19 protein-coding genes are annotated in these 21421 nt (G+C 73.8%); 6 read left to right on the top strand and 13 right to left on the bottom strand.

Annotation, left to right across the window (positions count from 1 at the left end; all coding sequences use genetic code 11):
- Complete coding sequence (gene upp / locus O2V61_RS14035; protein ID WP_269183890.1) at positions 1-624, bottom strand: uracil phosphoribosyltransferase; 624 nt, start codon at positions 622-624, stop codon at positions 1-3.
- 31 nt (positions 625-655) lie between these two features.
- Positions 656-1300 carry a maleylpyruvate isomerase family mycothiol-dependent enzyme gene (locus tag O2V61_RS14030; protein WP_269183889.1) on the bottom strand — a complete coding sequence of 215 codons (645 nt, stop codon included), beginning with the start codon at positions 1298-1300 and terminating at the stop codon, positions 656-658.
- Positions 1301-1396: 96 nt separating this feature from the next.
- Here O2V61_RS14030 and O2V61_RS14025 point away from each other — a divergent pair, with 96 nt between their 5' ends.
- From O2V61_RS14025 to O2V61_RS14005, 5 genes are all read left to right on the top strand, one after another.
- On the top strand, positions 1397-1795 hold the full coding sequence (locus O2V61_RS14025) for a hypothetical protein (RefSeq protein ID WP_269183888.1): 399 nt from the start codon (positions 1397-1399) through the stop codon (positions 1793-1795).
- A 178-nt stretch (positions 1796-1973) separates the two neighbouring features.
- The gene (deoC, locus tag O2V61_RS14020) at positions 1974-2969 is read left to right on the top strand and encodes a deoxyribose-phosphate aldolase (protein WP_269183887.1); all 996 of its coding nucleotides are present in this window, start codon (positions 1974-1976) and stop codon (positions 2967-2969) included.
- Positions 2969-4417, top strand: a complete 1449-nt coding sequence (locus tag O2V61_RS14015) for an aldehyde dehydrogenase family protein (protein WP_269183886.1) — start codon at positions 2969-2971, stop codon at positions 4415-4417. The genes deoC and O2V61_RS14015 overlap by 1 nt, the downstream gene beginning before the upstream one ends.
- The gene (locus O2V61_RS14010; protein WP_269183885.1) at positions 4414-5280 is read left to right on the top strand and encodes an aldehyde dehydrogenase family protein; all 867 of its coding nucleotides are present in this window, start codon (positions 4414-4416) and stop codon (positions 5278-5280) included. The genes O2V61_RS14015 and O2V61_RS14010 overlap by 4 nt, the downstream gene beginning before the upstream one ends.
- Positions 5281-5346: 66 nt before the next feature.
- Complete coding sequence (locus O2V61_RS14005) at positions 5347-6786, top strand: hypothetical protein (protein ID WP_269183884.1); 1440 nt, start codon at positions 5347-5349, stop codon at positions 6784-6786.
- Positions 6787-6880: 94 nt separating this feature from the next.
- On the opposite strand, the gene O2V61_RS14000 is transcribed toward O2V61_RS14005, so the two are convergent.
- From O2V61_RS14000 to O2V61_RS13955, 10 genes are all read right to left on the bottom strand, one after another.
- Positions 6881-8509: a DEAD/DEAH box helicase gene (locus O2V61_RS14000; RefSeq protein WP_269183883.1), complete on the bottom strand. Its 1629-nt coding sequence runs from the start codon at positions 8507-8509 to the stop codon at positions 6881-6883.
- A gap of 228 nt (positions 8510-8737) precedes the next feature.
- Positions 8738-9817, bottom strand: coding sequence for an adenosine deaminase (locus O2V61_RS13995; protein WP_269183882.1), 1080 nt, complete (start codon positions 9815-9817; stop codon positions 8738-8740).
- A 34-nt stretch (positions 9818-9851) separates the two neighbouring features.
- Positions 9852-10667: an ABC transporter permease gene (locus O2V61_RS13990; RefSeq protein WP_269183881.1), complete on the bottom strand. Its 816-nt coding sequence runs from the start codon at positions 10665-10667 to the stop codon at positions 9852-9854.
- A complete protein-coding gene (locus tag O2V61_RS13985; RefSeq protein ID WP_269183880.1) occupies positions 10664-11566 on the bottom strand; it encodes an ABC transporter ATP-binding protein in 903 nt (300 codons plus the stop codon). Before O2V61_RS13985 ends, O2V61_RS13990 begins: the two co-directional genes overlap by 4 nt.
- Before the next feature lie 156 nt (positions 11567-11722).
- A complete protein-coding gene (locus O2V61_RS13980; RefSeq protein WP_269183879.1) occupies positions 11723-13000 on the bottom strand; it encodes a thymidine phosphorylase in 1278 nt (425 codons plus the stop codon).
- On the bottom strand, positions 12997-13431 hold the full coding sequence (locus tag O2V61_RS13975; RefSeq protein ID WP_269183878.1) for a cytidine deaminase: 435 nt from the start codon (positions 13429-13431) through the stop codon (positions 12997-12999). Before O2V61_RS13975 ends, O2V61_RS13980 begins: the two co-directional genes overlap by 4 nt.
- Positions 13431-14711 (bottom strand): ABC transporter permease, encoded by a 1281-nt coding sequence (locus tag O2V61_RS13970; protein ID WP_269183877.1) that lies wholly within the window; start codon positions 14709-14711, stop codon positions 13431-13433. Before O2V61_RS13970 ends, O2V61_RS13975 begins: the two co-directional genes overlap by 1 nt.
- A complete protein-coding gene (locus tag O2V61_RS13965) occupies positions 14708-15964 on the bottom strand; it encodes an ABC transporter permease (RefSeq protein ID WP_269183876.1) in 1257 nt (418 codons plus the stop codon). Before O2V61_RS13965 ends, O2V61_RS13970 begins: the two co-directional genes overlap by 4 nt.
- Positions 15961-17508: an ABC transporter ATP-binding protein gene (locus O2V61_RS13960; protein WP_269183875.1), complete on the bottom strand. Its 1548-nt coding sequence runs from the start codon at positions 17506-17508 to the stop codon at positions 15961-15963. The genes O2V61_RS13965 and O2V61_RS13960 overlap by 4 nt, the downstream gene beginning before the upstream one ends.
- 172 nt (positions 17509-17680) lie before the next feature.
- Positions 17681-18736, bottom strand: coding sequence for a BMP family lipoprotein (locus tag O2V61_RS13955; protein WP_269184270.1), 1056 nt, complete (start codon positions 18734-18736; stop codon positions 17681-17683).
- Positions 18737-19053: 317 nt separating this feature from the next.
- Here O2V61_RS13955 and O2V61_RS13950 point away from each other — a divergent pair, with 317 nt between their 5' ends.
- A complete protein-coding gene (locus O2V61_RS13950; protein ID WP_269183874.1) occupies positions 19054-20352 on the top strand; it encodes a D-alanyl-D-alanine carboxypeptidase family protein in 1299 nt (432 codons plus the stop codon).
- On the opposite strand, the gene O2V61_RS13945 is transcribed toward O2V61_RS13950, so the two are convergent.
- Complete coding sequence (locus O2V61_RS13945) at positions 20282-21397, bottom strand: YihY/virulence factor BrkB family protein (RefSeq protein ID WP_269183873.1); 1116 nt, start codon at positions 21395-21397, stop codon at positions 20282-20284. The two genes, O2V61_RS13950 and O2V61_RS13945, sit on opposite strands and share 71 nt — an antisense overlap.
- Positions 21398-21421 lie beyond the last annotated feature (24 nt).

Here is a 21421-nt window from a genome sequence, read left to right as displayed (position 1 = left end):
TCAGACCGCGCCGAACTGGCGGTCTCCGGCGTCACCGAGACCCGGGACGATGTAGGCGTTCTCGTTGAGCCGCTCGTCGATGCTGGCGGTGAAGACGCGCAGCGGCAGGCCGCTCTCCTCCAGCCGCTCCAGCCCCTCGGGGGCGGCGAGGGCGCAGAGCACGGTGATGTCGGTGCAGCCGCGGTCGGTGAGCAGGGAGCAGCAGTGCACCAGCGAGCCGCCGGTGGCCAGCATCGGGTCGAGCACGAACACCTGGCGGCCGACGAGCGACTCGGGCAGCGAGGCCATGTAGGCCTCCGGCTGGAAGGTGACCTCGTTGCGGGCCAGCCCGACGAAGCCCATCTGCGACTCCGGCAGCATCCCGTGCGCGGTGTCGGCCATGCCGAGCCCGGCACGCAGCACCGGCACGATCAGCGGCGGCGCGGCCAGCCGGTAGCCGGTGGTGTCGGTGACCGGGGTGGTGATCGGCTCCTCGGCGACCGCGAGGTCGCGGCTGGCCTCGTACACCAGGATCTGGGTGAGCTCCCGCAGCGCGGCCCGGAAGGCGGCGTTGTCGGTGCGCTCGTCGCGCATCCGCGACAGTCGGGCGCGGGCGATCGGGTGGTCGACGACGGTCAGCTGCACGGCGCACACCGTATCGGCCTGCGGTCGCGGGTCAGGAGCGGAGCCGGGCGGCGGCCTCACCGACTCCCGGCCCGGTGACCCCGGACGCCGACACCGACCGGCCGGTGGCCAGCAGCAGGAGGTCGCCGGCGGTGCCGCACACCTCCGGTCCCGCACCCTCCGCCCAGGCGGCGTCGGTGGCCACCAGCCGCACCCCGTGCAGCCGCCGGGACGGGCGGCCGTAGAAGACGTTGGACCAGACGTGCTGCAGCGCCGGGCCGGCGAGCTCCGGTGGTGTCGGCAGCCGGCGGCGGAGCGGGCGGGCGATGTCCTGGCCGTGCACGAGGACGTCGACCAGCGGGTCCCAGGAGCTGGAGACCCCGACCCGGCGGTCGAGCGCGGCCGTCTCGCGCAGCTGGGCGGTGAGCATGGCCGGTGAGTGCGCGGCGGCACGTTCCCGGGCGGCGCGGGCCTCGGCCCGGTCGAAGTCGCCGCGGGCCCGCAGGATGCGCAGCACCATCCCGGCGGTGGACTGCCGGGTGGAGAGGGTGAGATGGGCCAGCACGTCGTGCACCGTCCAGCCGAGACAGAGCGACGGCGCCGTCCACTCGTCGCGGCGCAGGGTGTCGAGCAGGTCGGCCAGGGCGTGCCGCTGCGCGGCGACCTCGGGGAGCATGGCGACGCGGGGTGCGGGCACGGGTTCCTCACAGGGGACGGCGGACGTCGGTCGTGTCGAGGACTCCAGCGCCACGGCGAACTCATCGCTGTGCCCACGGACCGGGATGAGGAGCGCATGGACCGAGCAGTCCGTCTGGTGACCCTGGCCGACGTCGGCGATCGAGCGGGAGACCGGGTCTCGGTCTCGGCGCGGCACGAGCTGGAGCTCGCCGACGGGAGTCGGGTGCTGCTGCTGGACGACCGGGGCTGGGGCTCGTCGGGCAGCTGGGACACGTGCTCGATGGCAGAGCTGGTCGACACGTCGCGCGTCGTCGTCGGACCGGACGAGCCCTTCGGCGGCCGGTCACCCGAGGACATGGCCGCCGACCACTGGGGCACGCTGGCCAACACCGCACGGGCCCACGGGGTCACCGTCAACGCGATCGAGCTCAGCCGGCTGCCGCACGACGTGGTCCTCAGCCAGCGGCTGCGGGCGCGCGTGGGCGCCCTCGGGAACGGCGTCAGCTCTGACTGACGCCCTTGAAGAGCACACCGGCCCGCCCCCGCTCCGGGCAGCCACGCGAATCAACAGGTCAAGCGCCTGTCCACAGATCGCCAGAGGCTCTTGACACACCACCCGGAGGGGCGTTGAAGAGAGTCCCCGGCTGCGGACCGTGTCCACTGGCCCGATGCCGCAGTGGAGAATGCGGCGCATGACCCACGTGCTGGACCCGAACGCGCTGGCCGACACCAGCAGCGGAACGGGCACCCTGCCCGACCCCTTCGCCGACGTCACCCGCTCGAACGACGCCTTCCGCGCGTTCCTGCACGGCCTGCCCGGCGTCGACCAGGTCGGGGCCGAGGCCCGGGCGAAGGTGCTGGGCACCCGGTCGATCAAGACGACCGCCAAGGCGTGGGCGATCGACACGGCGATCTCGATGGTCGACCTGACCACGCTGGAGGGCTCGGACACCCCGGGCAAGGTCCGCGCACTGGCCGCCAAGGCCCGCCGTCCCGACCCGACCGACCCGAGCTGCCCGGCCGTCGCCGCGGTCTGCGTCTACGGCGACCTGGCCGGCGTCGCCCAGGAGGCGCTGGCCGGCACGGGCATCAACGTCGCCGCCGTCGCCACCGCCTTCCCCAGCGGCCGGGCCAGCCGGGAGGTGAAGCTCGCCGACGTCCGGGACGCCGTCGCGAACGGGGCCGACGAGATCGACATGGTCATCGACCGCGGCGCCTTCCTCACCGGTCGCTACCTCGACGTCTTCGAGGAGATCGTCGCGGTCAAGGAGGCCTGTGGGTCCGCCCACCTCAAGGTGATCCTGGAGACCGGCGAGCTCGTCACCCTCGACGCCGTCCGCCGTGCCTCCTGGCTGGCGATGCTGGCCGGCGGCGACTTCATCAAGACCTCCACCGGCAAGGTCTCCCCCGCCGCCACCCTGCCGGTCTGCCTGGTGATGCTGGAGGCCGTCCGCGACTTCCGCACCGCCACCGGCCGCCAGGTCGGGGTCAAGCCCGCCGGCGGCATCCGGACCACGAAGGACGCCGTGAAGCACCTGGTGCTGATCAACGAGACCGTCGGCTCGGACTGGCTGTCCCCCGACTGGTTCCGCTTCGGCGCCTCCAGCCTGCTCAACGACCTGCTCCTGCAGCGCCAGAAGCTCCGCACCGGCCACTACTCCGGCCCCGACCACGTGAGCGTGGACTGATGACCAGCCTGTTCGAGTACGCGCCCGCCCCCGAGTCGCGGTCGATCGTCGACATCCGGCCCAGCTACGGGCTGTTCGTCGACGGCGAGTTCGTCGACGGCACCGGCACGCCGCTGAAGACGGTCAACCCGGCCACCGAGGAGGTGCTCAGCGAGGTCGCCACCGGCAGCGAGGAGGACGTCGACCGCGCGGTGCGCGCGGCCCGCCGGGCGTTCGTCAAGACCTGGGGCCCGATGCGCCCGGCCGACCGCGGCAAGTACCTGTTCCGCATCGCCCGGCTGCTGCAGGAGCGGGCCCGGGAGTTCGCCGTCCTGGAGACGCTGGACAACGGCAAGCCGATCCGGGAGAGCCGGGACGTCGACGTCCCGCTGGCCGCGGCGCACTTCTTCTACCACGCAGGCTGGGCCGACAAGCTCGAGCACGCGGGTCTCGGGCCGGCCCCGCGCCCGCTGGGCGTGGCCGGTCAGGTGATCCCGTGGAACTTCCCGCTGCTGATGCTGGCGTGGAAGGTCGCCCCGGCGCTGGCCACCGGCAACACCGTCGTCCTGAAGCCTGCCGAGACCACCCCGCTGACCGCGCTGCTGTTCGCCGAGATCTGCCAGCAGGCCGACCTGCCCCCGGGCGTGGTCAACATCGTGACCGGCGCCGGGGAGACCGGCCGCGCGGTGATCAGCCACCCCGACGTCGACAAGGTCGCGTTCACCGGCTCGACCGAGGTCGGCCGCTCGATCGCCCGCGCGGTCGCCGGCACCGAGAAGCGGCTCACCCTGGAGCTGGGCGGCAAGGCGGCGAACATCGTCTTCGACGACGCCCCGATCGACCAGGCCGTCGAGGGCATCGTCCGCGGCATCTTCTTCAACCAGGGCCACGTCTGCTGCGCCGGCTCCCGGCTGCTGGTCCAGGAGTCGGTGCACGACGAGGTCGTCGCCTCGCTGCAGCGGCGGATCGGCACGCTCCGGGTCGGTGACCCGATGGACAAGAACACCGACCTCGGCGCCATCAACTCCGCGGAACAGCTGGCCCGCATCCGCGAGCTGGCCGCGTTCGGCGAGACCGAGGGCGCGACCTGCTGGCAGCCCGAGGGCGAGCTGCCCGACCGCGGCTTCTGGTTCAAGCCGACCGTCTTCACCGACGTCTCCCCCGCCCACCGGATCGCCCGCGACGAGGTGTTCGGCCCGGTGCTGTCGGTGATGACCTTCCGCACCCCCGACGAGGCGGTCGCGAAGGCGAACAACACCACCTACGGGCTCTCGGCCGGCATCTGGTCGGAGAAGGGCTCCCGGATCCTGAAGGTCACCGACCAGCTGCGCGCCGGCGTGGTGTGGGCCAACACCTTCAACGAGTTCGACCCCACCTCGCCGTTCGGCGGCTACAAGCAGTCCGGCTACGGCCGCGAGGGCGGCCGGCAGGGCCTGGCCGCCTACCTCTCGTCAGGAGACCAGAAGTGAGCGACCGGCTCGCCGTGCGCAAGACCTACAAGCTCTACCTGGGCGGGGCCTTCCCCCGCTCGGAGTCCGGCCGCACCTACGAGGTGCACGACACGCGAGGCCACTTCCTGGCCAACGCCGCCTGGGCCTCCCGCAAGGACGGCCGGGACGCCGTGGTCGCCGCCCGCAGCGCGTTCGGGAAGTGGTCGGGCGCCACCGCCTACAACCGCGGTCAGGTGCTGTACCGGGTCGCCGAGGTGATGGAAGGTCGCGCCGCCCAGTTCACCGAGGAGGTCGCCGCCGGCGAGGGGCTCTCCACGGCCAAGGCACGGGCCGCGGTGGACGCCGCGATCGACCGCTGGGTCTGGTACGCCGGGTGGACCGACAAGCTCGCCGCCGTGCTGGGCAGCACGAACCCGGTCGCCGGGCCGTACTTCGGCTTCTCGGTGCCCGAGCCCACCGGCGTCGTCGCCGTCCTCGCCCCGCAGCGGTCGAGTCTGCTCGGCCTGGTCAGCGTGCTCGCCCCGGTGCTGGCCGCCGGCAACACCGCCGTGGTGGTCACCTCGAAGGAGCGCCCGCTGCCGGCGATCACCCTCGGCGAGGTGCTGGCCACCTCCGACGTCCCGGGCGGCGTGGTCAACCTGCTCACCGGGGACGCCGCGGAGATCGGCCCCTGGCTCGCCGAGCACGCCGACGTCGACGCGATCGACCTGGCCGGCGCCCCGGCGCCGCTGGCGATGGAGCTGGAGCGCTCCGCCGCCGGGACGATCAAGCGGGTGCTGCGCACCCCGGCCGAGGAGCCGGACTGGACCGCGGACCCGGGGCTCTCCCGGCTGCGGCCGTTCCTGGAGACCAAGTCCGTCTGGCACCCGATCGGCGTGTAGCGGGGCCGGGCAGCAGACAGACACACCGGCCTGCGAGGACCCAGCCCCACCGGGCAGGATGGACGGGTGCCCAGGCCCAGCATCGTCCCCATCGCCCTGACCCTCGACGACCGCACGGGCTACACGCTCTGGGCGCCGCCGTGGGAAGAGGACGGCGAGGAGTGGCAGGCGTTCCTCGGCAGCACGATCGACGTGCCGGCCGACATCAACGACGACGACCCCGAGGCCCCCGGCCCCACCGCCGTCGTCCACCTGTTCCCCTCGCCCGCCGCGCTGGCCGCCTTCTGCCGCATGAGCACCGACCACGACCTCGCCGACCACCCGGTCTGGCCCACGGTGTCGACGCTGGGCGCCGCCGACCTCACCCCCGACGAGGACCACCGCTACGACCTCGACGGCGTCTACGACATCGTCGCGGAGAACCCCGACCGCTGGGCCGTCGAGGAGCTGGCCGCCGACGTCGACATCGTCGGCCGGCTCGCCGAGTGCTGCGACACCACCGGCGACGAGGACGACGAGGACCTGGACGACGACGAGACCGGCTTCGAGGCCGTCGCCGAGCTGGTCTCCCGCCCCGAGATCGCCGCCCTCGGCCTGGGCGTCGGGGCGTTCCTCGGCCGGAGCGGCGAGGAGAGCTGGGCGCGGCTGGGCACCGCGGTCGACGAGCTGTGGGAGGACGTCCTCGAGGAGCTCGACGAGCACCTCGACTGGACCGGCGCCGGCACCGTCGCGGTGGACGACTACCCCTCCGCCGCCGAGGAGGCCGAGGCCCGCGCCGCCGAGCCCGGTGACGACGACGGAGACGAGGACGACGACGACGCCCCGGCTGCCCGCCCCGCCGCCGGCTCCACAGCGGCCAGCCCGGCCGATGCGTCCACCGCCGGCATCCGGACCATCCGCAGCGGCAGCGGGCTGACCGCCACCCCTGCGGCCGTCGCCGCCGCCCAGGAGTTCTGGGAGGCGGTCGGCATCCTGCCGGTGGAGCTGGTCGTGCCGGAGGGCGCGGGGATCACCCTGCGCTGCTACGTCGACGACCGGGCGCGCTTCCTCGGTCGCGACGGGAAGGTCTTCGTCTTCCCGACCCCGGTGGAGCTGGCCCGGTTCTGCGCCGGCGACGAGGAGCACGACCTCACCGAGATCGCCTCGTGGCCCGAGGTGGCCGACACCGACACCATGCCCCTGCCGGCCGACGAGGACCGCTACGACCTGGCGGCGCTGGCCGAGGTGCTCACCGAGGTGGCCGGGGGCGCCGGCGGGCTGGTGACCCATCAGGCCCTGGCGCAGCCGGCCGAGGGCGCACTCGACCTCGCCGAGTACGCCGGCCTCGTGCGCGTGCAGGAACTGCTCGGCCCGGGCGCACCGCTGGGCCGAGCCGTGGCCCGCAGCGAGGCCGAGCCGACCGCCCCGCTGTCCGCGGAGGACGCCTCAGCACTGGGGTCGGCCTGGGGCGACGTCCTCACCGACGTCGGCACCGTCCTGGTCTTCCGCGACGCCGCCGCACGCTGACGGAGGACCCCGGACAGACGGCAACGGCCGGCCCCCGCGATGCGGGAGCCGGCCGTTGCCGTTGCGGCCCCGTCCTCACGGACGGGGCCCCTGCTCAGAAGGAGCGGGCCGGGCGCGAGGGGCGGCCGCCGGAGCGCTGCCCGTCGCTGGTGCCGCGGTAGCCACCGGAACGATCCCGATCGCCGTAGGAGCGCTCGCCCGAGGGGCGGTCTCCGTACGAGCGGTCGCGGTCGCCGGCAGGACGGCCAGCCGCACTGCGATCCCGATCGCCGTAGGAGCGCTCGCCCGAGGGGCGGTCTCCGTACGTGCGATCGCGGTCGCCGGCAGGACGGCGCGGGCCGCCGCGGTAGCCACCGGGACGCTCCCCGGAGGGACGACGCCCACCGGAACCGCCGGCCGGACGGCGCGACTCGCGCACCGGACGGACGATCGGCTCGACGAACGTGCCACCGGCCACGAGGTCCGTGATCGGGGCGTCGCCCGGGCGGATCCGCGACACCTGCGGGTCGAGCTTGGCCTGGCGGAAGCGGCGCTTGGCCTGGCCCACCTGGTCGGGGAGGAGCAGCGAGACCACGACACCTGCGGCACCGGCGCGCGCGGTGCGGCCGGAACGGTGCAGGTAGGTCTTGTGGTCTGCCGGCGGGTCGTAGTGCAGGACCAGCGACACGTCGTCGACGTGGATGCCACGCGCGGCGACGTCGGTGGCCACCAGGACCGGGCTGCGGGCGTCGGTGAACGCCTCCAGCGCACGGCGGCGGGCCGCCTGCGGGAGCCCACCGTGGATGGGCTCGGCCGCGATGCCGACCTGCTGCAGGTTGCCGGCCAGCCGGTCGGCACCGTGCTGTGTCCGGACGAAGATGATGATCCGGCCCGGACGGGCGGCCATCGCCTCGGCGATCTTCAGCTTGTCCGGGAAGGACACGCTGTAGGCCAGGTGCTCGGCCTGCGGACCGCTGTCCTCGGCCTTGGCGACCTCGTGGCGGGCCGGGTCCTTGAGGTAACGGCGCACCAGGGTGTCGACCTCGCCGTCCAGCGTGGCCGAGAAGAGCAGCCGCTGACCGTCGGGGCGGGTCTGGTCGAGCAGTTCCTTGACCACCGGCAGGAAGCCGAGGTCGGACATGAAGTCGGCCTCGTCGATGACGGAGACGATCACCTCGGCGAGGGTGGCCTCGCCCTGGTTGATCAGGTCCTGGAGCCGCCCGGGGGTGGCGATCAGCACGTCGACACCGCGACGCAGCTGCTGGATCTGGCGGTACATCGAGGCACCGCCGTAGACGGCGGCCAGCTGCACGCCGTTGGCCTGCCCGAGCGGGGCCAGGTTGTCGTGCACCTGCTGGGCCAGCTCGCGGGTCGGCACCAGGATCAGGCCACGCGGTGCGCGGCGACCCTGACCGGGCTCGGCACCGAGCCGGGCGAGCAGCGGCAGACCGAAGGCCAGCGTCTTGCCCGAACCGGTGGCGGCCTTGCCGAGCACGTCGCGCCCGGCGAGGGCGTCCGGCAGGGCGGAGGTCTGGATGGCGAAGGGGTGACGGATGCCCTTGCGCTCCAGCGCGGTGACCAGCGGCTGGGGCAGGCCCAGCTGGGCGAAGGTCGGACCGGTGGGCTCGGGCGCCACCTCGGCCGCGGGGGCCTCGGTGGGGGGCGTGTCGAGGACGGCGGCGTCAGCCGGGGCGTCCTGCAGAGCGGGGGTGTTCTGAACGTCGACAGAGTCGAACGAGGACAAGCGGGGACTCCGATACAGATCGGCGCGCGTCCCGTGGTGATGGTGGTCGCCGGATGCCCGGCGTCCACGCTGGTGATCGGGGGCGTCTGCTATGACGCGTGATCTGCACGGATGCGCTGTGCCCGGGCAGGACCGCCCGGGAGGATGACCGGCGTTCACCGGCACGTCCAGGTTAGCAGCGACCGCGCCCAGAAGATTCCCGAGCGTGGGTGACCCTGCTCGCGCGGGTCAGGAGCGCAGTGCCTCGAAGCCCGGTCGGAGCACCTCGGTGAACACCCGGGCCCGCACCGCGTCGTCGGCGAACCCGCCGCGCAGCGCCCGCTCGGCCACCGCCTGCACGTCGTCCCAGCCCCAGCCGAAGGTGTCCACGACCGCGACCAGCTCGCTGGTGGCCGACACCCCGCTCATCAGCCGGTTGTCGGTGTTGAGGGTCACCGTGAAGCCGGCCCGGTGCAGCCGGTCGACCGGGTGGTCGGCCAACGTCGGGTAGGCGCCGGTCTGCACGTTGGACGACGGCGCGACCTCCAGCGGCACCTGCTCCTCGCGCACCCGCTCGGCCAGCGCACCCAGCGGGCCGTCGGCCGGCACCTCGTCGGCGATCCGCACCCCGTGGCCCAGCCGCTCGGCGCCGGCGCCGTCCAGGGCGGCCCGGATCGACTCGATGCCGGCCGCCTCGCCGGCGTGGACCGTGCGGTGGGCACCGGCGCGGTCCAGCAGCTCGATCGCCGCGGGGATGCGGTCCGGCGGGAAGCCGTCCTCGGGCCCGGCCAGGTCGAAGCCGACCACCCCGGCGTCCCGGTGCCGCACGACCTGCTCGGCGACCTCGACCCAGCGGTCGGCCTGGCGCATCGCGCACAGCAGCGTGCCGACGACGATCGGGTGCCCGGCGGCCGCGGCCTCCCGACTGCCCTGGGCGTAGCCGTCGAGCATCGCCTCGACCGCGTCGTCCAGCGACATCCCGCCCGCGGTCAGCAGCTCCGGGGCCATCCGCACCTCGGCGTAGACGACCCCGTCGGCGGCCAGGTCCAGCGCGCACTCGCGGGCCACCCGCTGCACCGCCTCCGGGCGCTGCATGACCGCCACGGTGTGCGCGAAGGTCAGCAGGTAGCGCTCGAGTGAACCGGAGTCCGCGGACTCGCGGAACCAGCGGCCCAGCGCCTCCGGCTCGTCGGCGGGCAGGTCGCGGTACCCGACCTCCTCGGCCAGCTCCAGCACCGTCTGCGGCCGCAGCCCGCCGTCCAGGTGGTCGTGCAGCAGCACCTTCGGCGCGCGGGCGAGACTGTCGGCATCCAGGGGCGCGGCGGGCATCCCCGCACGCTACCCAGACGTCCCGGGGCGCCCGTTACCGGTCGATGCGGTCCTGCCAGCGGAAGGTGCGCACGCAGAGCACCAGGCCGACGACGCACCAGATGCCCAGCACCAGGGCGACCCGGCCGAGCTCCCAGCTGCCGGCCGGCTCCTGGGCGGCCAGCGCGTCGGGGAGGAAGACCGAGCGCAGCCCCTGGGCCATCCACTTCAGCGGGAAGACCGCGGCGATCGTCTGCAGCCAGGTGGGGACCTCGCTGAACTGGAAGAACACCCCCGAGATGAACTGCAGGACCAGCGCCACCGGGGTGACCGTCGCCGAGGCGGAGCGCCCGTTGCGGGCCAGGCTGGAGACGGCGATGCCCAGCAGCGTGCAGGCCGCCGAGCCCAGCGCGGCGACCCAGGCGAAGGTCAGCCACCCCGTCCCCGACGGGAGGTCGACGCCGTAGAAGACGACGCCGATGACCAGCAGGATCACCACGATCGCCACGGTGACGACCAGGACCTGGACGACCTTCCCGACGAAGTAGGCGCTCTTGGGCATCGGCGTGCCGGCCAGGCCCTTGAGGGTGCCGTCGCTGCGCTCGGTGGCGATGCCGATGGCCATGTTCTGCAGGCTGGCGCCGAGGATCCCGGCGGCGATCACCCCGGCCATGAAGTACTGGGTGAAGCTCACCCCGGAGCCCAGCTCGTAGTCCAGCACCGCGCCGAACACCAGCAGCAGGATCACCGGGAACATCAGCGTGAAGACGACCGACTCCCGCTGCCGGAAGAACTCCTTGAGCTCCACGCCGGCCCGGGTCCGGCAGACGCCGGCGATCGACGGCAGCGAGCGTTCCTCGGTCATCGTCATGCGGGGTCACCGATCATGCGCAGGTAGACGTCCTCGAGCGTGGGTCGGGCGACGGCCAGGTCGGGCACCTCGCCCGGGAAGCGGGTGGCCAGCTCCGCGACGAAGGCCGTCGGGGCGGCGGTCTCCGCGGTGCGCCGGACGCCGTCCTCGGTCCAGCTGACGACGGCGGGGGCCTGGCCACGCCCGCCCAGCGCGGACGGGACGGCCACCTCGACCAAACGACCCCGGGTGATGACCCCCACCCGGTCGGCCAGCTCCTCGGCCTCGTCGAGGTAGTGCGTGGTCAGCAACATCGTGGTGCCCAGGTCGCGCAGCGAGCGGATCAGCGACCAGAACTGCCGGCGGGCCTCCGGGTCGAAGCCGGTGGTGGGCTCGTCGAGGAAGAGCAGCCGCGGCCGGCCGACGATGCCCAGCGCGACGTCCAGCCGGCGGCGCTGGCCGCCGGAGAGCGTGCGACCGCGGGAGCCGGCCTTCTCGGTGAGCCCGACCAGCTCCAGCACCTCGGCCGGGTCGCGGGGTGCGGGGTAGTAGGCGGCCTGGGCGCGCAGCAGCTCCAGGCAGGTGAGCTGGCTGTCGCCGGCGCCGGACTGCAGCACGATGCCGAGCTCGGCCTTCCAGCGCCGCCCGCCGTCGGCCGGGTCGACGCCGAGCACCCGGACCTCGCCGCCGTCCCGCGCGCGGTAGCCCTCCAGCACCTCGACGGTGGTGGTCTTCCCCGCGCCGTTGGGCCCGAGCAGGGCGAAGATCTCCCCGCGCTGGATGTCCAGGTCGACGCCGTCGACGGCGTTGCGGTCGCCGTAGCGCTTCACCAGGCCGCGGATGCTGATGGCGGCATCGGGGTCGAGCGGGCTGGCCGGCTGGACCGCTCCGGGCGCGGGTGCGGCGGGCGTTCGGGTCACGAGAGGTCAGTGTCCTCTCCCCGGCTGTGCACCCCGTGCCACCCCTCCCCCGCCGATTCCCCCGACGATCATGGAGCCGGCGGGACGACTCGCCGTCTGGCCCCCTCGCAGGGCCCCGCCGCGAGCCTGCGAGTGGTGGGGGGCGAGGGGGTCCTTCTAGATGCGGTCGAGGACCAGGGGCAGGGGTTCGTCGCCGGTGTCGACCCCGATCGCGTCTTCCAGGGCCTCCAGCGCGCGCGGGATGCGGGCGGCGTCGTCGGTCTGCAGCTCCAGCAGCGGCTGCCCGGCGGTCACCTGCTCCCCCACGCCGGCGGTCCAGACGACCCCGGCCGCGGCGGACACGGGGTCCTCCTTGCGGGCCCGGCCGGCACCCAGCCGCCACGCCGCCACACCGAGCGCGTAGGCGTCCAGCCGGGTCAGCGTGCCGGTGGCCGGGGCGGTCACCACGTGCCGTTCGGCCGGCTGCGGCAGCGCGGCGTCGGGGTCACCGCCCTGGGCGGCGATCATCCGGCGCCAGACGTCCATCGCCCGGCCGTCCGCGAGGACGTCGGCGGGGTCGACGTCGTCCCGGCCCACGCCGGCGAGCATCTCCCGCGCCAGGGCGAGGGTCAGCTCGACGACGTCGGCCGGACCACCCCCGGCGAGCACCTCGACCGACTCGGCCACCTCGACGGCGTTGCCGGCGGCCCGGCCCAGCGGCCGGTCCATCGCCGTCACCAGCGCCACGGTGCGCACGCCGGCCGCCTCGCCCAGCCCGACCATCGTGCGGGCCAGCGTGCGGGCGTCGGCCGGGTCGCGCATGAACGCACCCGACCCGGTCTTCACGTCCAGCACCAGGGCGTCGGCGCCCTCGGCGATCTTCTTGCTCATGATCGAGCTGGCGATCAGCGGGATGGACTCGACGGTGCCGGTCACGTCCCGGAGGGCGTAGAGCACCTTGTCCGCCGGTGCGAGGTCCGAGCCCGCGGCGCAGATGACCGCGCCGACGTCCCGGAGCTGGGCCAGGTAGGCCTCCTCACCGACGTCGGCCCGCCACCCGGGGATCGACTCCAGCTTGTCCAGGGTGCCGCCGGTGTGCCCGAGGCCGCGGCCGGACAGCTGCGGCACGGCGACCCCGCAGGCGGCGACCAACGGGGCCAGCGGCAGGGTGGTCTTGTCGCCGACGCCGCCGGTGGAGTGCTTGTCCGCGGTGGGTCGACCCAGCGAGGAGAGGTCCTTGCGGACGCCGGAGTCGATCATCGCCTGGGTCCAGGCCGCCAGCTCGTCGGCGGACATGCCCCGGAAGAAGACGGCCATGAGCAGCGCGCTCATCTGCTCGTCGGGCACCACCCGGTCGGTGTAGGCCCCGACCACCCAGCGGATCTGCTCGGGGCTCAGCGGCCGGCCGTCCCGCTTGGCCCGGATGACGTCGATGGCGTCGAACGGCTGCGTCATCGGGACCCCGCCGCTGCGCCGCCGGCAGACCGCGCGGCGGCAGCCGTGAGGTCCTCGGGACCGAACGCGTCCGGCAGCACCTCGCGCATCGGCACGATCCCCAGCGACACCGTCTCGATGAGCATCTCGGCTCCGCCGTGCTCCCAGAGCAGCTGCCGGCAGCGGCCGCAGGGCATCAGCGGCTGCCCGTCTCCGCCCACGCACGCCACCGCGACCAGCCGGCCACCGCCGGAGCGGGCCAGCTCGCTGACCATGCCGCACTCGGCGCAGAGGCCGAGCCCGTAGGAGGCGTTCTCCACGTTGCACCCGGTGACCACCCGGCCGTCGTCGACCAGGCCGGCCACCCCCACCGGGAACTGGGAGTAGGGCGCGTAGGCGTTGATCATCGCCTCGCGGGCGGCCGTGCGCAGCGCGTCCCAGTCGACGTCCACTAGTGCTCTCCTCGTCGGTAGACCAGCCCGTCGGCCTTCGGCGGCCGCAGCCGTTGCGAGGCCAGCGACAGGACCAGCAGCGTGGTCAGGTGCGGGGTGAAGGAGACGATGCCGTCGGGCAGCTCGTCGATGGTCAGGAAGGCGGCGAGCGTGGCGGCCGCGAAGGCCGCCGCGATGACCGCCTGCATCCGCCTGCCACGGAACAGCTGCCACACGGTGACCCCGGCGAGGAGGAGCGCCACCAGCAGCAGCAACGCCACCACCGCGGTCTGACTGCGCAGCTGCAGCGCGTCGGCGAACCCGAACAGGCCCGCGCCCGCGGCCAGGCCGCCCGGGCGCCAGTTGCCGAAGATCAGCGCGGCCAGGCCGATGAAGCCGCGGCCGTTGGTCTGCCCTTCGCGGTAGATGTTGGCGATGAAGACCAGGAAGACCCCGCCCAGGCCGGCCAGCATCCCGGAGATGACCACCGCGATGTACTTGAGCCGGTAGACCGGGACTCCGAGGGAGTCCGCGGCCGCCGGGTTCTCCCCGCAGGAGCGCAAGCGCAGGCCGAACGCCGTCCGCCAGAGCAGCAGGTAGGCAGCCGGGACCATCAGCACGGCGAGCACGGTGAGCACGCCGACGCCGTTGCTCACCCCGCGGAGCAGCCCGGCGAGGTCGCTGATCAGGAACCAGTGCCGGGACTCCAGGTCACCGAGCAGGTCGGGGCCGGAGGAGAGCACCGGCAGCGAGAAGCTCGGCGGGCGGCTGGACAGCGACGGCGACTGGGTGACCCCACCGCCCGCGGCGTTGTCGGTGTAGAGCAGCTCGGAGAGGAAGCGGACGACGCCGGCGGCCAGGATGTTGATCGCCACGCCGGAGACGACGTGGTCGACGCCGAAGGTGACCGTGGCGACCGCGTGCAGCAGGCCACCGAGCGCCCCCATGAGCGCGCCGCCGGCCAGCGCACCGACCCAGCCCCACTGGTAGCCGGCCCAGCCGGCCCCCCAGGTGCCCAGGATCATCATGCCCTCGAGGCCGATGTTCACCACGCCGGCTCGTTCGGCGAACAGGCCGCCGAGGGCGACCAGCAGGAGCGGCACGGCGAGCAGCAGTGCCGCGCCGAAGGTGGACGACGACGTCAGCGCCTGCTGACCGGAGATCACCCGCACGGCGGAGAACAGCACCAGCAGCCCGACGAGCAGCCAGGTGACCCGGCGCGCCCGGCCACCGCCGAGGAACAGCTCGGTCACCGGGCCACGGCCGGCACCGGAGGTGGGTACGGCGGTCGCGGTGCTCATGCCCCTGCTCCCTGTCGGCTGTCGGTGCGGCCGGGTTCGCCGCTCGCATTGCGGACCCCGACGCCGGTGCCGGTGCCGGTCGTGGGACCGACGTCCGGTGGCGGCCCGTCTCCGGGACCCTGCCCGCCACCGGTGCTGCCGTCACCGGAGGTGGGCGGGGCGACGGCGCTGCCGCGCTCGGCCTGCTGCCGGGTCACCCGGCGGGCGATCTCGTTGGCGATGACCACGGCGAGCACGATCGTGCCCTGGATGATCGTGACGACCGAGGCCGGGATGTCGGCGAACTGCAGCGGGATCGCGGCCCGGTCGAGGAAGGCGAACAGCAGCGCCCCGAACGCGATCCCCAGCGGGGAGTTCCGGCCCAGCAGGGCCACGGCGATGCCCAGGAAGCCCAGGCCCGCGGTGAACTCGGTGTTGTAGCTGCGTGCCTCGCCGAGCAGGTCGGGCATGCCGATCAGGCCGGCGATGGCGCCGGAGATGAGCATCGCCTTGAGCACCATCCGACGGGCGTCCACCCCGCTCGCGGTGGCCGCGGACGGCGACATCCCGGTGGCCCGCAGGTCGAAGCCGAATCGGGTGCGCTTGATCAGCACGGCCACGGCGATGCCGACCACCCCGGCCACGACCAGGAAGCCGTAGAGCTCCGATCGCGGTTCCGCCAGGCCCAGCCCGGTGAGCACACCGTTCAGACCGGGGAACCAGCCGGACTCGGGGATCGGGCTGGTGGTGATGATCGAGGCGCCCTCGGGCGACCCCCGCAACGGCCCGGTGAGCAGGTAGGACGCCAACCCCAGGGCGATGAAGTTCAGCATGATCGAGCTGATCACCTCGCTCACGCCCCGGGTCACCTTGAGCACGGCGACGATGCCGGCCCAGAAGGCCCCGACCGCCATCGCGACGACGACGATGAGCAGCAGGTGCAACGGCCCGGGCAGGGCCACCGCCGCACCGGCACCGGCGGCCAGCACCGTCGCGATCCGGTACTGGCCCTCGACGCCGATGTTGAACAGGCCCATCCGGAAGGCCACCGAGACCGCCAGTCCGGCCAGGAACAGCGGCACCGCGCGGTTGAGCACCACCACGATCGCCTGGGTCTGCTGGGCGGGCGAGTCGCCGAAGTCGAACATGACCCGGACCGCGGTGGCCGGGTTCTGGCCGATCAGCGCGATGACGGCGGCGGACAGGGCGAGCGCCACCGCGACGGCGATGGCCGGGGCCATCAGCGACAGGCCCAGCCGGCGGAGGGCGGTCACGCCGCACCCACCGAGTCGTCGCCGCGCGCGGCGCCGGTCATGTGCCCACCGAGTTCCTCCGGGGTGACCCGTCTCGGGTCCAGCGTCGCGACCAGTGCGCCGCGGAGCATCACGTGCAGCGTGTCGGACAAGCTGATCAGCTCGTCCAGGTCGGCCGAGACCAGCAGGATCCCCATCCCCTCCGCGCGGGCGTCCTTGAGCAGCTCCCAGATGCCCGCCTGGGCGCCGACGTCGACACCGCGGGTCGGGTGGGCGGCGACCAGCAGCCGCGGGTGCGCGCTCATCTCCCGCCCGACGATCAGCTTCTGCTGGTTGCCCCCGGAGAGCGCCACCGCCGCGGTGTCCGGCCCGGGTGCCCGGACGTCGTACTCGCGCATGATCCGGGCGGTGTCGGCCCGGGCTGCCCGCCGGTCGATGAAGAAGCCCTTGACCGCCGGTGGCCGGGTCTGGTGCCCGAGGACCCGGTTCTCCCACAGCGGCGCGTCCAGCAGCATCCCCTGCCGGTGCCGGTCCTCGGGGACGAAGCCGATGCCGCCCTCGCGGCGTCGGCGGGTGCTCCACTGCGTGATGTCCTCCTCGCCGAGCCGGAGCTCACCGGCGGCCAGCGGCCGCAGGCCCATGATCGCGTCGACGAGCTCGGCCTGGCCGTTCCCCTCGACGCCGGCGATGCCGACGACCTCCCCCTCGCGCACGGTGAGGGTCACGTCGTCGACGACCGACCGGCCACCGGCGACGGCGGTGACGCTGACCCCCCGCATCCGGAGGACGGGGGCCTCCCGCACCGTGGACTCCCGCGTCGCCGCGACGGGCAGCTCGGCGCCGACCATCATCTCGGCCAGCTCCTTGGCGCTCGTCGTCCGGGGGTCGGCGGTGCCGACGGTGGTGCCCCGGCGGATGACGGTGATCGAGTCGGCGACCTTGCGCACCTCGTCGAGCTTGTGCGAGATGAAGATGACCGTGAGGCCCTCGCGCTTGAGCTCGGCGAGGTTGCCGAACAGCTCGTCGACCTCCTGCGGGACCAGGACGGCGGTCGGCTCGTCGAGGATCAGCGTGGTGGCGCCCCGGTAGAGGACCTTCGCGATCTCCACGCGCTGCCGGTCGCCGACGCCCAGGTCCTCGACCAGGCTGTCGGGGTCCAGGCCCAGGGCGTAGCTGTCGGAGATCTCCCGGATCCGGTCGCGGGCCGCGGCGCGGTCCAGCCGCCCGCCCTTGGTCGGCTCGCTGCCGAGGACGACGTTCTCCAGCACGGTGAAGTTGTCGGCCAGCATGAAGTGCTGGTGGACCATCCCGATGCCCGCAGCGATGGCGTCCGCCGGGCTCCGGAAGGACGCCGGCTCCCCGTCGAGCAGGATCTGGCCCTCGTCCGGGCGGTGCATGCCGTACAGGGTCTTCATCAGCGTGGACTTGCCGGCGCCGTTCTCGCCCACGATGGCGTGCACCTCACCGCGCCGGACGCGCAGCTCGATGTCCTTGTTGGCCACGACTCCGGGGAAGCGCTTGGTGATGCCGCGCAGCTCGACCGCCAGTGGTGCCGACTCGTTCAACGGGATCTCCATCGTTGCGCTGGACCGGGGCTGGTGACCGGAGGTCTTCCGGTCATGAGCGCGTCGGACGAGGTCCGGTCCGACGCGGAGACGGTACACACGGAAAACGGCGGGCCCGGGGGCGTGTACCGCCCCCGGGCCCGCCGCGTCCGTGCTGCTCAGGACGAGCGCGTCACGGGATCGTCGGGACCTCGATCTCGCCGTCGATGATCTGCTGCCGGAACTCCTCGATCTGGGTCTGGATGTCGTCGATCTGCCCGCCGGAGGTGGACAGGCCCACGCCCTCGGTCGACAGGTCGTTGACGATGTCCTGGCCGCCCTCGACAGCGCCCTCGGAGTAGTCGGTGATGAAGGACTCCACCGCGTTGTCGACCCGCTTCAGCATCGACGTCATGATCACCGCCTGCAGGGCCGGGTCACCGACCGTCTCGTACTGGTCGGAGTCGACACCGATCGCGCGGCCACCGGAGGCGGCAGCGGCCTCGAAGACGCCCTGACCGGAGCCGCCGGCGGCGTGGTAGACGATGTCGGCGCCGGCGTCGAACATGCCCTGCGCGACGATCTGGCCGCGGGCCGGGTCACCGAAGCCGGAGAAGTCACCGGCCGGGGAGATGTACTGGGTGTCGATGATGATGTCCGGGTCGACCGCCCGTGCACCCGCCACGTAGCCCGCCTCGAACTTCTGGATCAGCGGGTTCTCGACGCCGCCGACGAAGCCGATGTGGCCGGTCTCGGACTTCAGCGCCGCAGCCGCACCGGCGAGGAAGGACCCCTCCTCCTCGGCGAAGAGCAGGCCGGTCAGGTTCTCGGCGCCCATCTCGGCCACCGACGAGTCGACGACGGCGAAGGTGGTCTCGGGGTACTCGGCGGCGATGTCGCCGATGATCTCGCCGTAGGCGAAGCCCACCCCGATCACCGGGTCGTAGCCCTGCTCGGCCAGCTGGGTGAGCAGCTCGGCGCGGTCGGAACCGTCGTCGTTGGGCGACAGCTCCTGGACCTCCCCGCCCATCTCCTCGATGGCAGCCTCGACACCGGCGTAGGCCGAGTCGTTGAACGACTTGTCGCCGCGACCGCCGGTGTCGTAGGCGAGCCCGACCATCAGCTCCTCGCCGGCGGCGCTGCCGCCGCCGCCGCCGTCAGCGGAACCGGTGTCGGTCTCGTCACTGGCGCAGGCCGCCAGGGCCATGCTGCCGGCCAGCAGCAGAGCTGCGGCCTTCATCCCACGCACTCGGCGCAAGACGGTCTCCTCTCTCAGAGGGCTCCTCCGACCACTGGTCGGACGGGGAACCCCGGTGCGGTGTGTTCCAGGCCTGCTCCGCCGTCCGGCTCACACGTACGAGCTCACAGGCACGAGGCGGTTCCGACGGCGACGTGGGCACGCTAACCGCGGCTCGGGCGCCGGAGACCCCCAGGCGAACGGATAGAGACCCGATCGTTGCCAACGGGCAACACCCGGCACACACGAGGCGCCTTCCGGGAGACCTCCGGCACACCGTGGACCGCCCGCCGTTCGATCGAGCAGGCCGCTGCGGGTTAGCGTCGGGCATGCGCCGACCCCTGCCGTTGCGCCGGCTGCCCGCCGTGCTGCTCGTGGCCGGGCTGTCGGTGATCGGGCTCCTGCTGGCCCCCGCCGGCCCGGCCCTGGCCGAGGACCCCCGGCCCACCGTCGACCCGGCGGCCCCGACCCCGACCAGCCCGTACCCGGACGGGCCACCCCAGGGCAGCGCCCCCGACGGCAGCACCGTCGGCGGTGAGCGGCTGGACACCCGCGGCCAGGTGACCGCGCCCGGGGCACCTCCGCTCCCCGAGGGCATCGACGCCCGCGGCTGGCTGGTGGCCGACGCCGGCACCGGTGCGGTGCTGGGGGCCCGGGACCCGCACGGCCGCTACTACCCGGCCAGCACGCTCAAGGCGCTGACGCTGCTCACCCTCGCGCCGGTCCTGGACCCCGCGCTGGTCGTCGAGGGCACGGTCGAGGACGAGGCGATCGAGGGCAGCCGGGTGGGCCTGGTGCGCGGCGGCCAGTACCCGGTCGACCTGCTCCTCCGCGCCCTGGTCATGCAGTCGGGCAACGACGTGGCCAACGCCCTCGCCCGGGCCGCGGGCGGGGTGGAGAGCACGCTCGCCGCGATGAACGAGACCGCCGCCCAGCTGGGCGCGTACGACACCGTGGCGGGCACCCCCTCCGGCTTGGACGTGGCCGGGCAGTCCTCCTCGCCCTACGACCTCGCCCTGATCCTGCGCCAGCTGGTCACCGACCCCTACCGCCTGGACGTGCTGCAGACCCGCATCGCGCAGATGCCGACCGTCGCGGGCTACGAGGGCTACCAGATCCAGAACCAGAACACCCTGCTGAGCGACTACCCGGGCACCCTGGCCGGGAAGACGGGGTTCACCGACGCGGCCCGGCACACCTTCGTCGTGGCCGCCGAACGCGACGGCCGGCGCCTGGTGGTCAGCGTCATGCAGGCCGAACGCCGCCCGGTGCACGAGCTGGAGCAGGCCCGGCGGCTGCTGGACTGGGGCTTCGCCGTCCCCGCCGGCGCCGAGGCCGTCGGCCGGCTGGTCGAGCCGGGCGAGGTGGCCGCTGAGATGGAGGCCGCCGAGCAGCTGGCCGCCGAGAAGACGGCGGCGAGGGCGGCCGCCGAGGCCACGTCCGCGGCCGAGCCGGTCGGCACGGCCGCCGCGGCCGCTCCGGGCTCCACGACGGGCACCTCCCCCCTCGTGCCCGCCGGGCTGGCCACCGGCGCGCTGGTGATCGTGGCGGCCACGGTCATCGGTCGCCGTCGGGCGGTGCTCCGGGACGCTCGGTCCGAGGCCGCCTCCGACCCCCGCGGCGGGTGATGAGCCGGCTCCCGGCGGCACCGGCGAGCGCACCGACCGCGAGCAGGCCGAGGGCGAGCCGGCCGGGGGCCGGGCTCGCGCCCCGTTCGTCGACCCGCGCCATCTCCGGCAGCGGCGTCGGCCCGGCCGGGCCGTGCGGCACCTGGGTCTCTGCGTGCTCGATCGCGGGGAGGGTCGCCGTCCAGCACGCGGTGAAGAAGGCGAACCGGCACACCACGTTGATCCACACGATGAGGCCGACCAGTCCGCCGAAGGTCGAGGCGGTGACGTTGCCGCCGATGACCGCCAGGTACAGCCCACCGACGAGCTTCAGCGCCTCGAAGCCCACGGCGCCGAAGACGGCGCCGGGCAGCACCTGCCGGTAGCCCCAGGGAGTGCCCGGCACCCCCTTGAGCAGCCACAGGAACAGCAGGGTGGCCCCAGCCACGGCCAGCACGATCGGCAAGGCGCGGCTGACCACGAAGAAGCCGGGCACCTCGTCGACCTCGGTGAGCCCGAGCACCTGGTCGGCGACGGTGGCCGCGCCGGCGGTGAGCGCGATGCTGAGGGCACCCGCGACGCCGAGCCCGAACAGCGAGACGAGGTCCCGGGCCCGGTCGGCCAGGAGCTCCGGCGGGTCGGCCCGGCCCCGCCAGACGATGTCCATGCCGATGCGCAGCTTGTCCATCGCGGCCAGCCCGATGACCACCACGCCGACCAGGCCGAGGAGGCCGAACGTGGTGGCGCTCTCGACGGCCGTGGTGACGGTCTGCGCCAGGCTGTCCCCGGTCTCCCCGGGCACCGCGTCCCGGAGGGCGCCGAGCAGCTCGTCCTGCAGCAGCGGGTCGCCGCGCAGGACGAACCCGGCGACCGCGACGAGCAGCAGGGTCACCGGCGCCAGGGCGAGGAAGACGTAGTAGGTGACCCCGGAGGCCATCAGGGTGGCGTGCACCCGGATGTAGCGCCCGCCGGCCCGGACCAGGTGGTCCAGCCAGGAGCGCCGGGCGCGCTGGCGCCGCAGGAACCCGCCCGCCGCCCCGGCCGCGCGGGCGACGGGGTTGGTCATCGTGGCCAGTCTGGGCGCTCCGCG

This window comes from Modestobacter sp. VKM Ac-2985, assembly GCF_026967925.1.
Taxonomy (GTDB): domain Bacteria; phylum Actinomycetota; class Actinomycetes; order Mycobacteriales; family Geodermatophilaceae; genus Modestobacter.
Note: the sequence above shows the minus strand (reverse complement) of the source record. Positions and strands in the feature narration are given on the sequence as shown.

Coding starts and splice junctions, on each gene's coding strand:
- O2V61_RS14015 (WP_269183886.1), top strand. CDS start 2,969: ATGACCAGCCTGTTCGAGTACGCGCCCGCCCCCGAGTCGCGGTCGATC.
- O2V61_RS13950 (WP_269183874.1), top strand. CDS start 19,054: ATGCGCCGACCCCTGCCGTTGCGCCGGCTGCCCGCCGTGCTGCTCGTG.
- O2V61_RS14025 (WP_269183888.1), top strand. CDS start 1,397: ATGGACCGAGCAGTCCGTCTGGTGACCCTGGCCGACGTCGGCGATCGA.
- deoC (WP_269183887.1), top strand. CDS start 1,974: ATGACCCACGTGCTGGACCCGAACGCGCTGGCCGACACCAGCAGCGGA.
- O2V61_RS13945 (WP_269183873.1), bottom strand. CDS start 21,397: ATGACCAACCCCGTCGCCCGCGCGGCCGGGGCGGCGGGCGGGTTCCTG.
- O2V61_RS13995 (WP_269183882.1), bottom strand. CDS start 9,817: ATGCCCGCCGCGCCCCTGGATGCCGACAGTCTCGCCCGCGCGCCGAAG.
- O2V61_RS13990 (WP_269183881.1), bottom strand. CDS start 10,667: ATGACGATGACCGAGGAACGCTCGCTGCCGTCGATCGCCGGCGTCTGC.
- O2V61_RS13980 (WP_269183879.1), bottom strand. CDS start 13,000: ATGACGCAGCCGTTCGACGCCATCGACGTCATCCGGGCCAAGCGGGAC.
- O2V61_RS13970 (WP_269183877.1), bottom strand. CDS start 14,711: ATGAGCACCGCGACCGCCGTACCCACCTCCGGTGCCGGCCGTGGCCCG.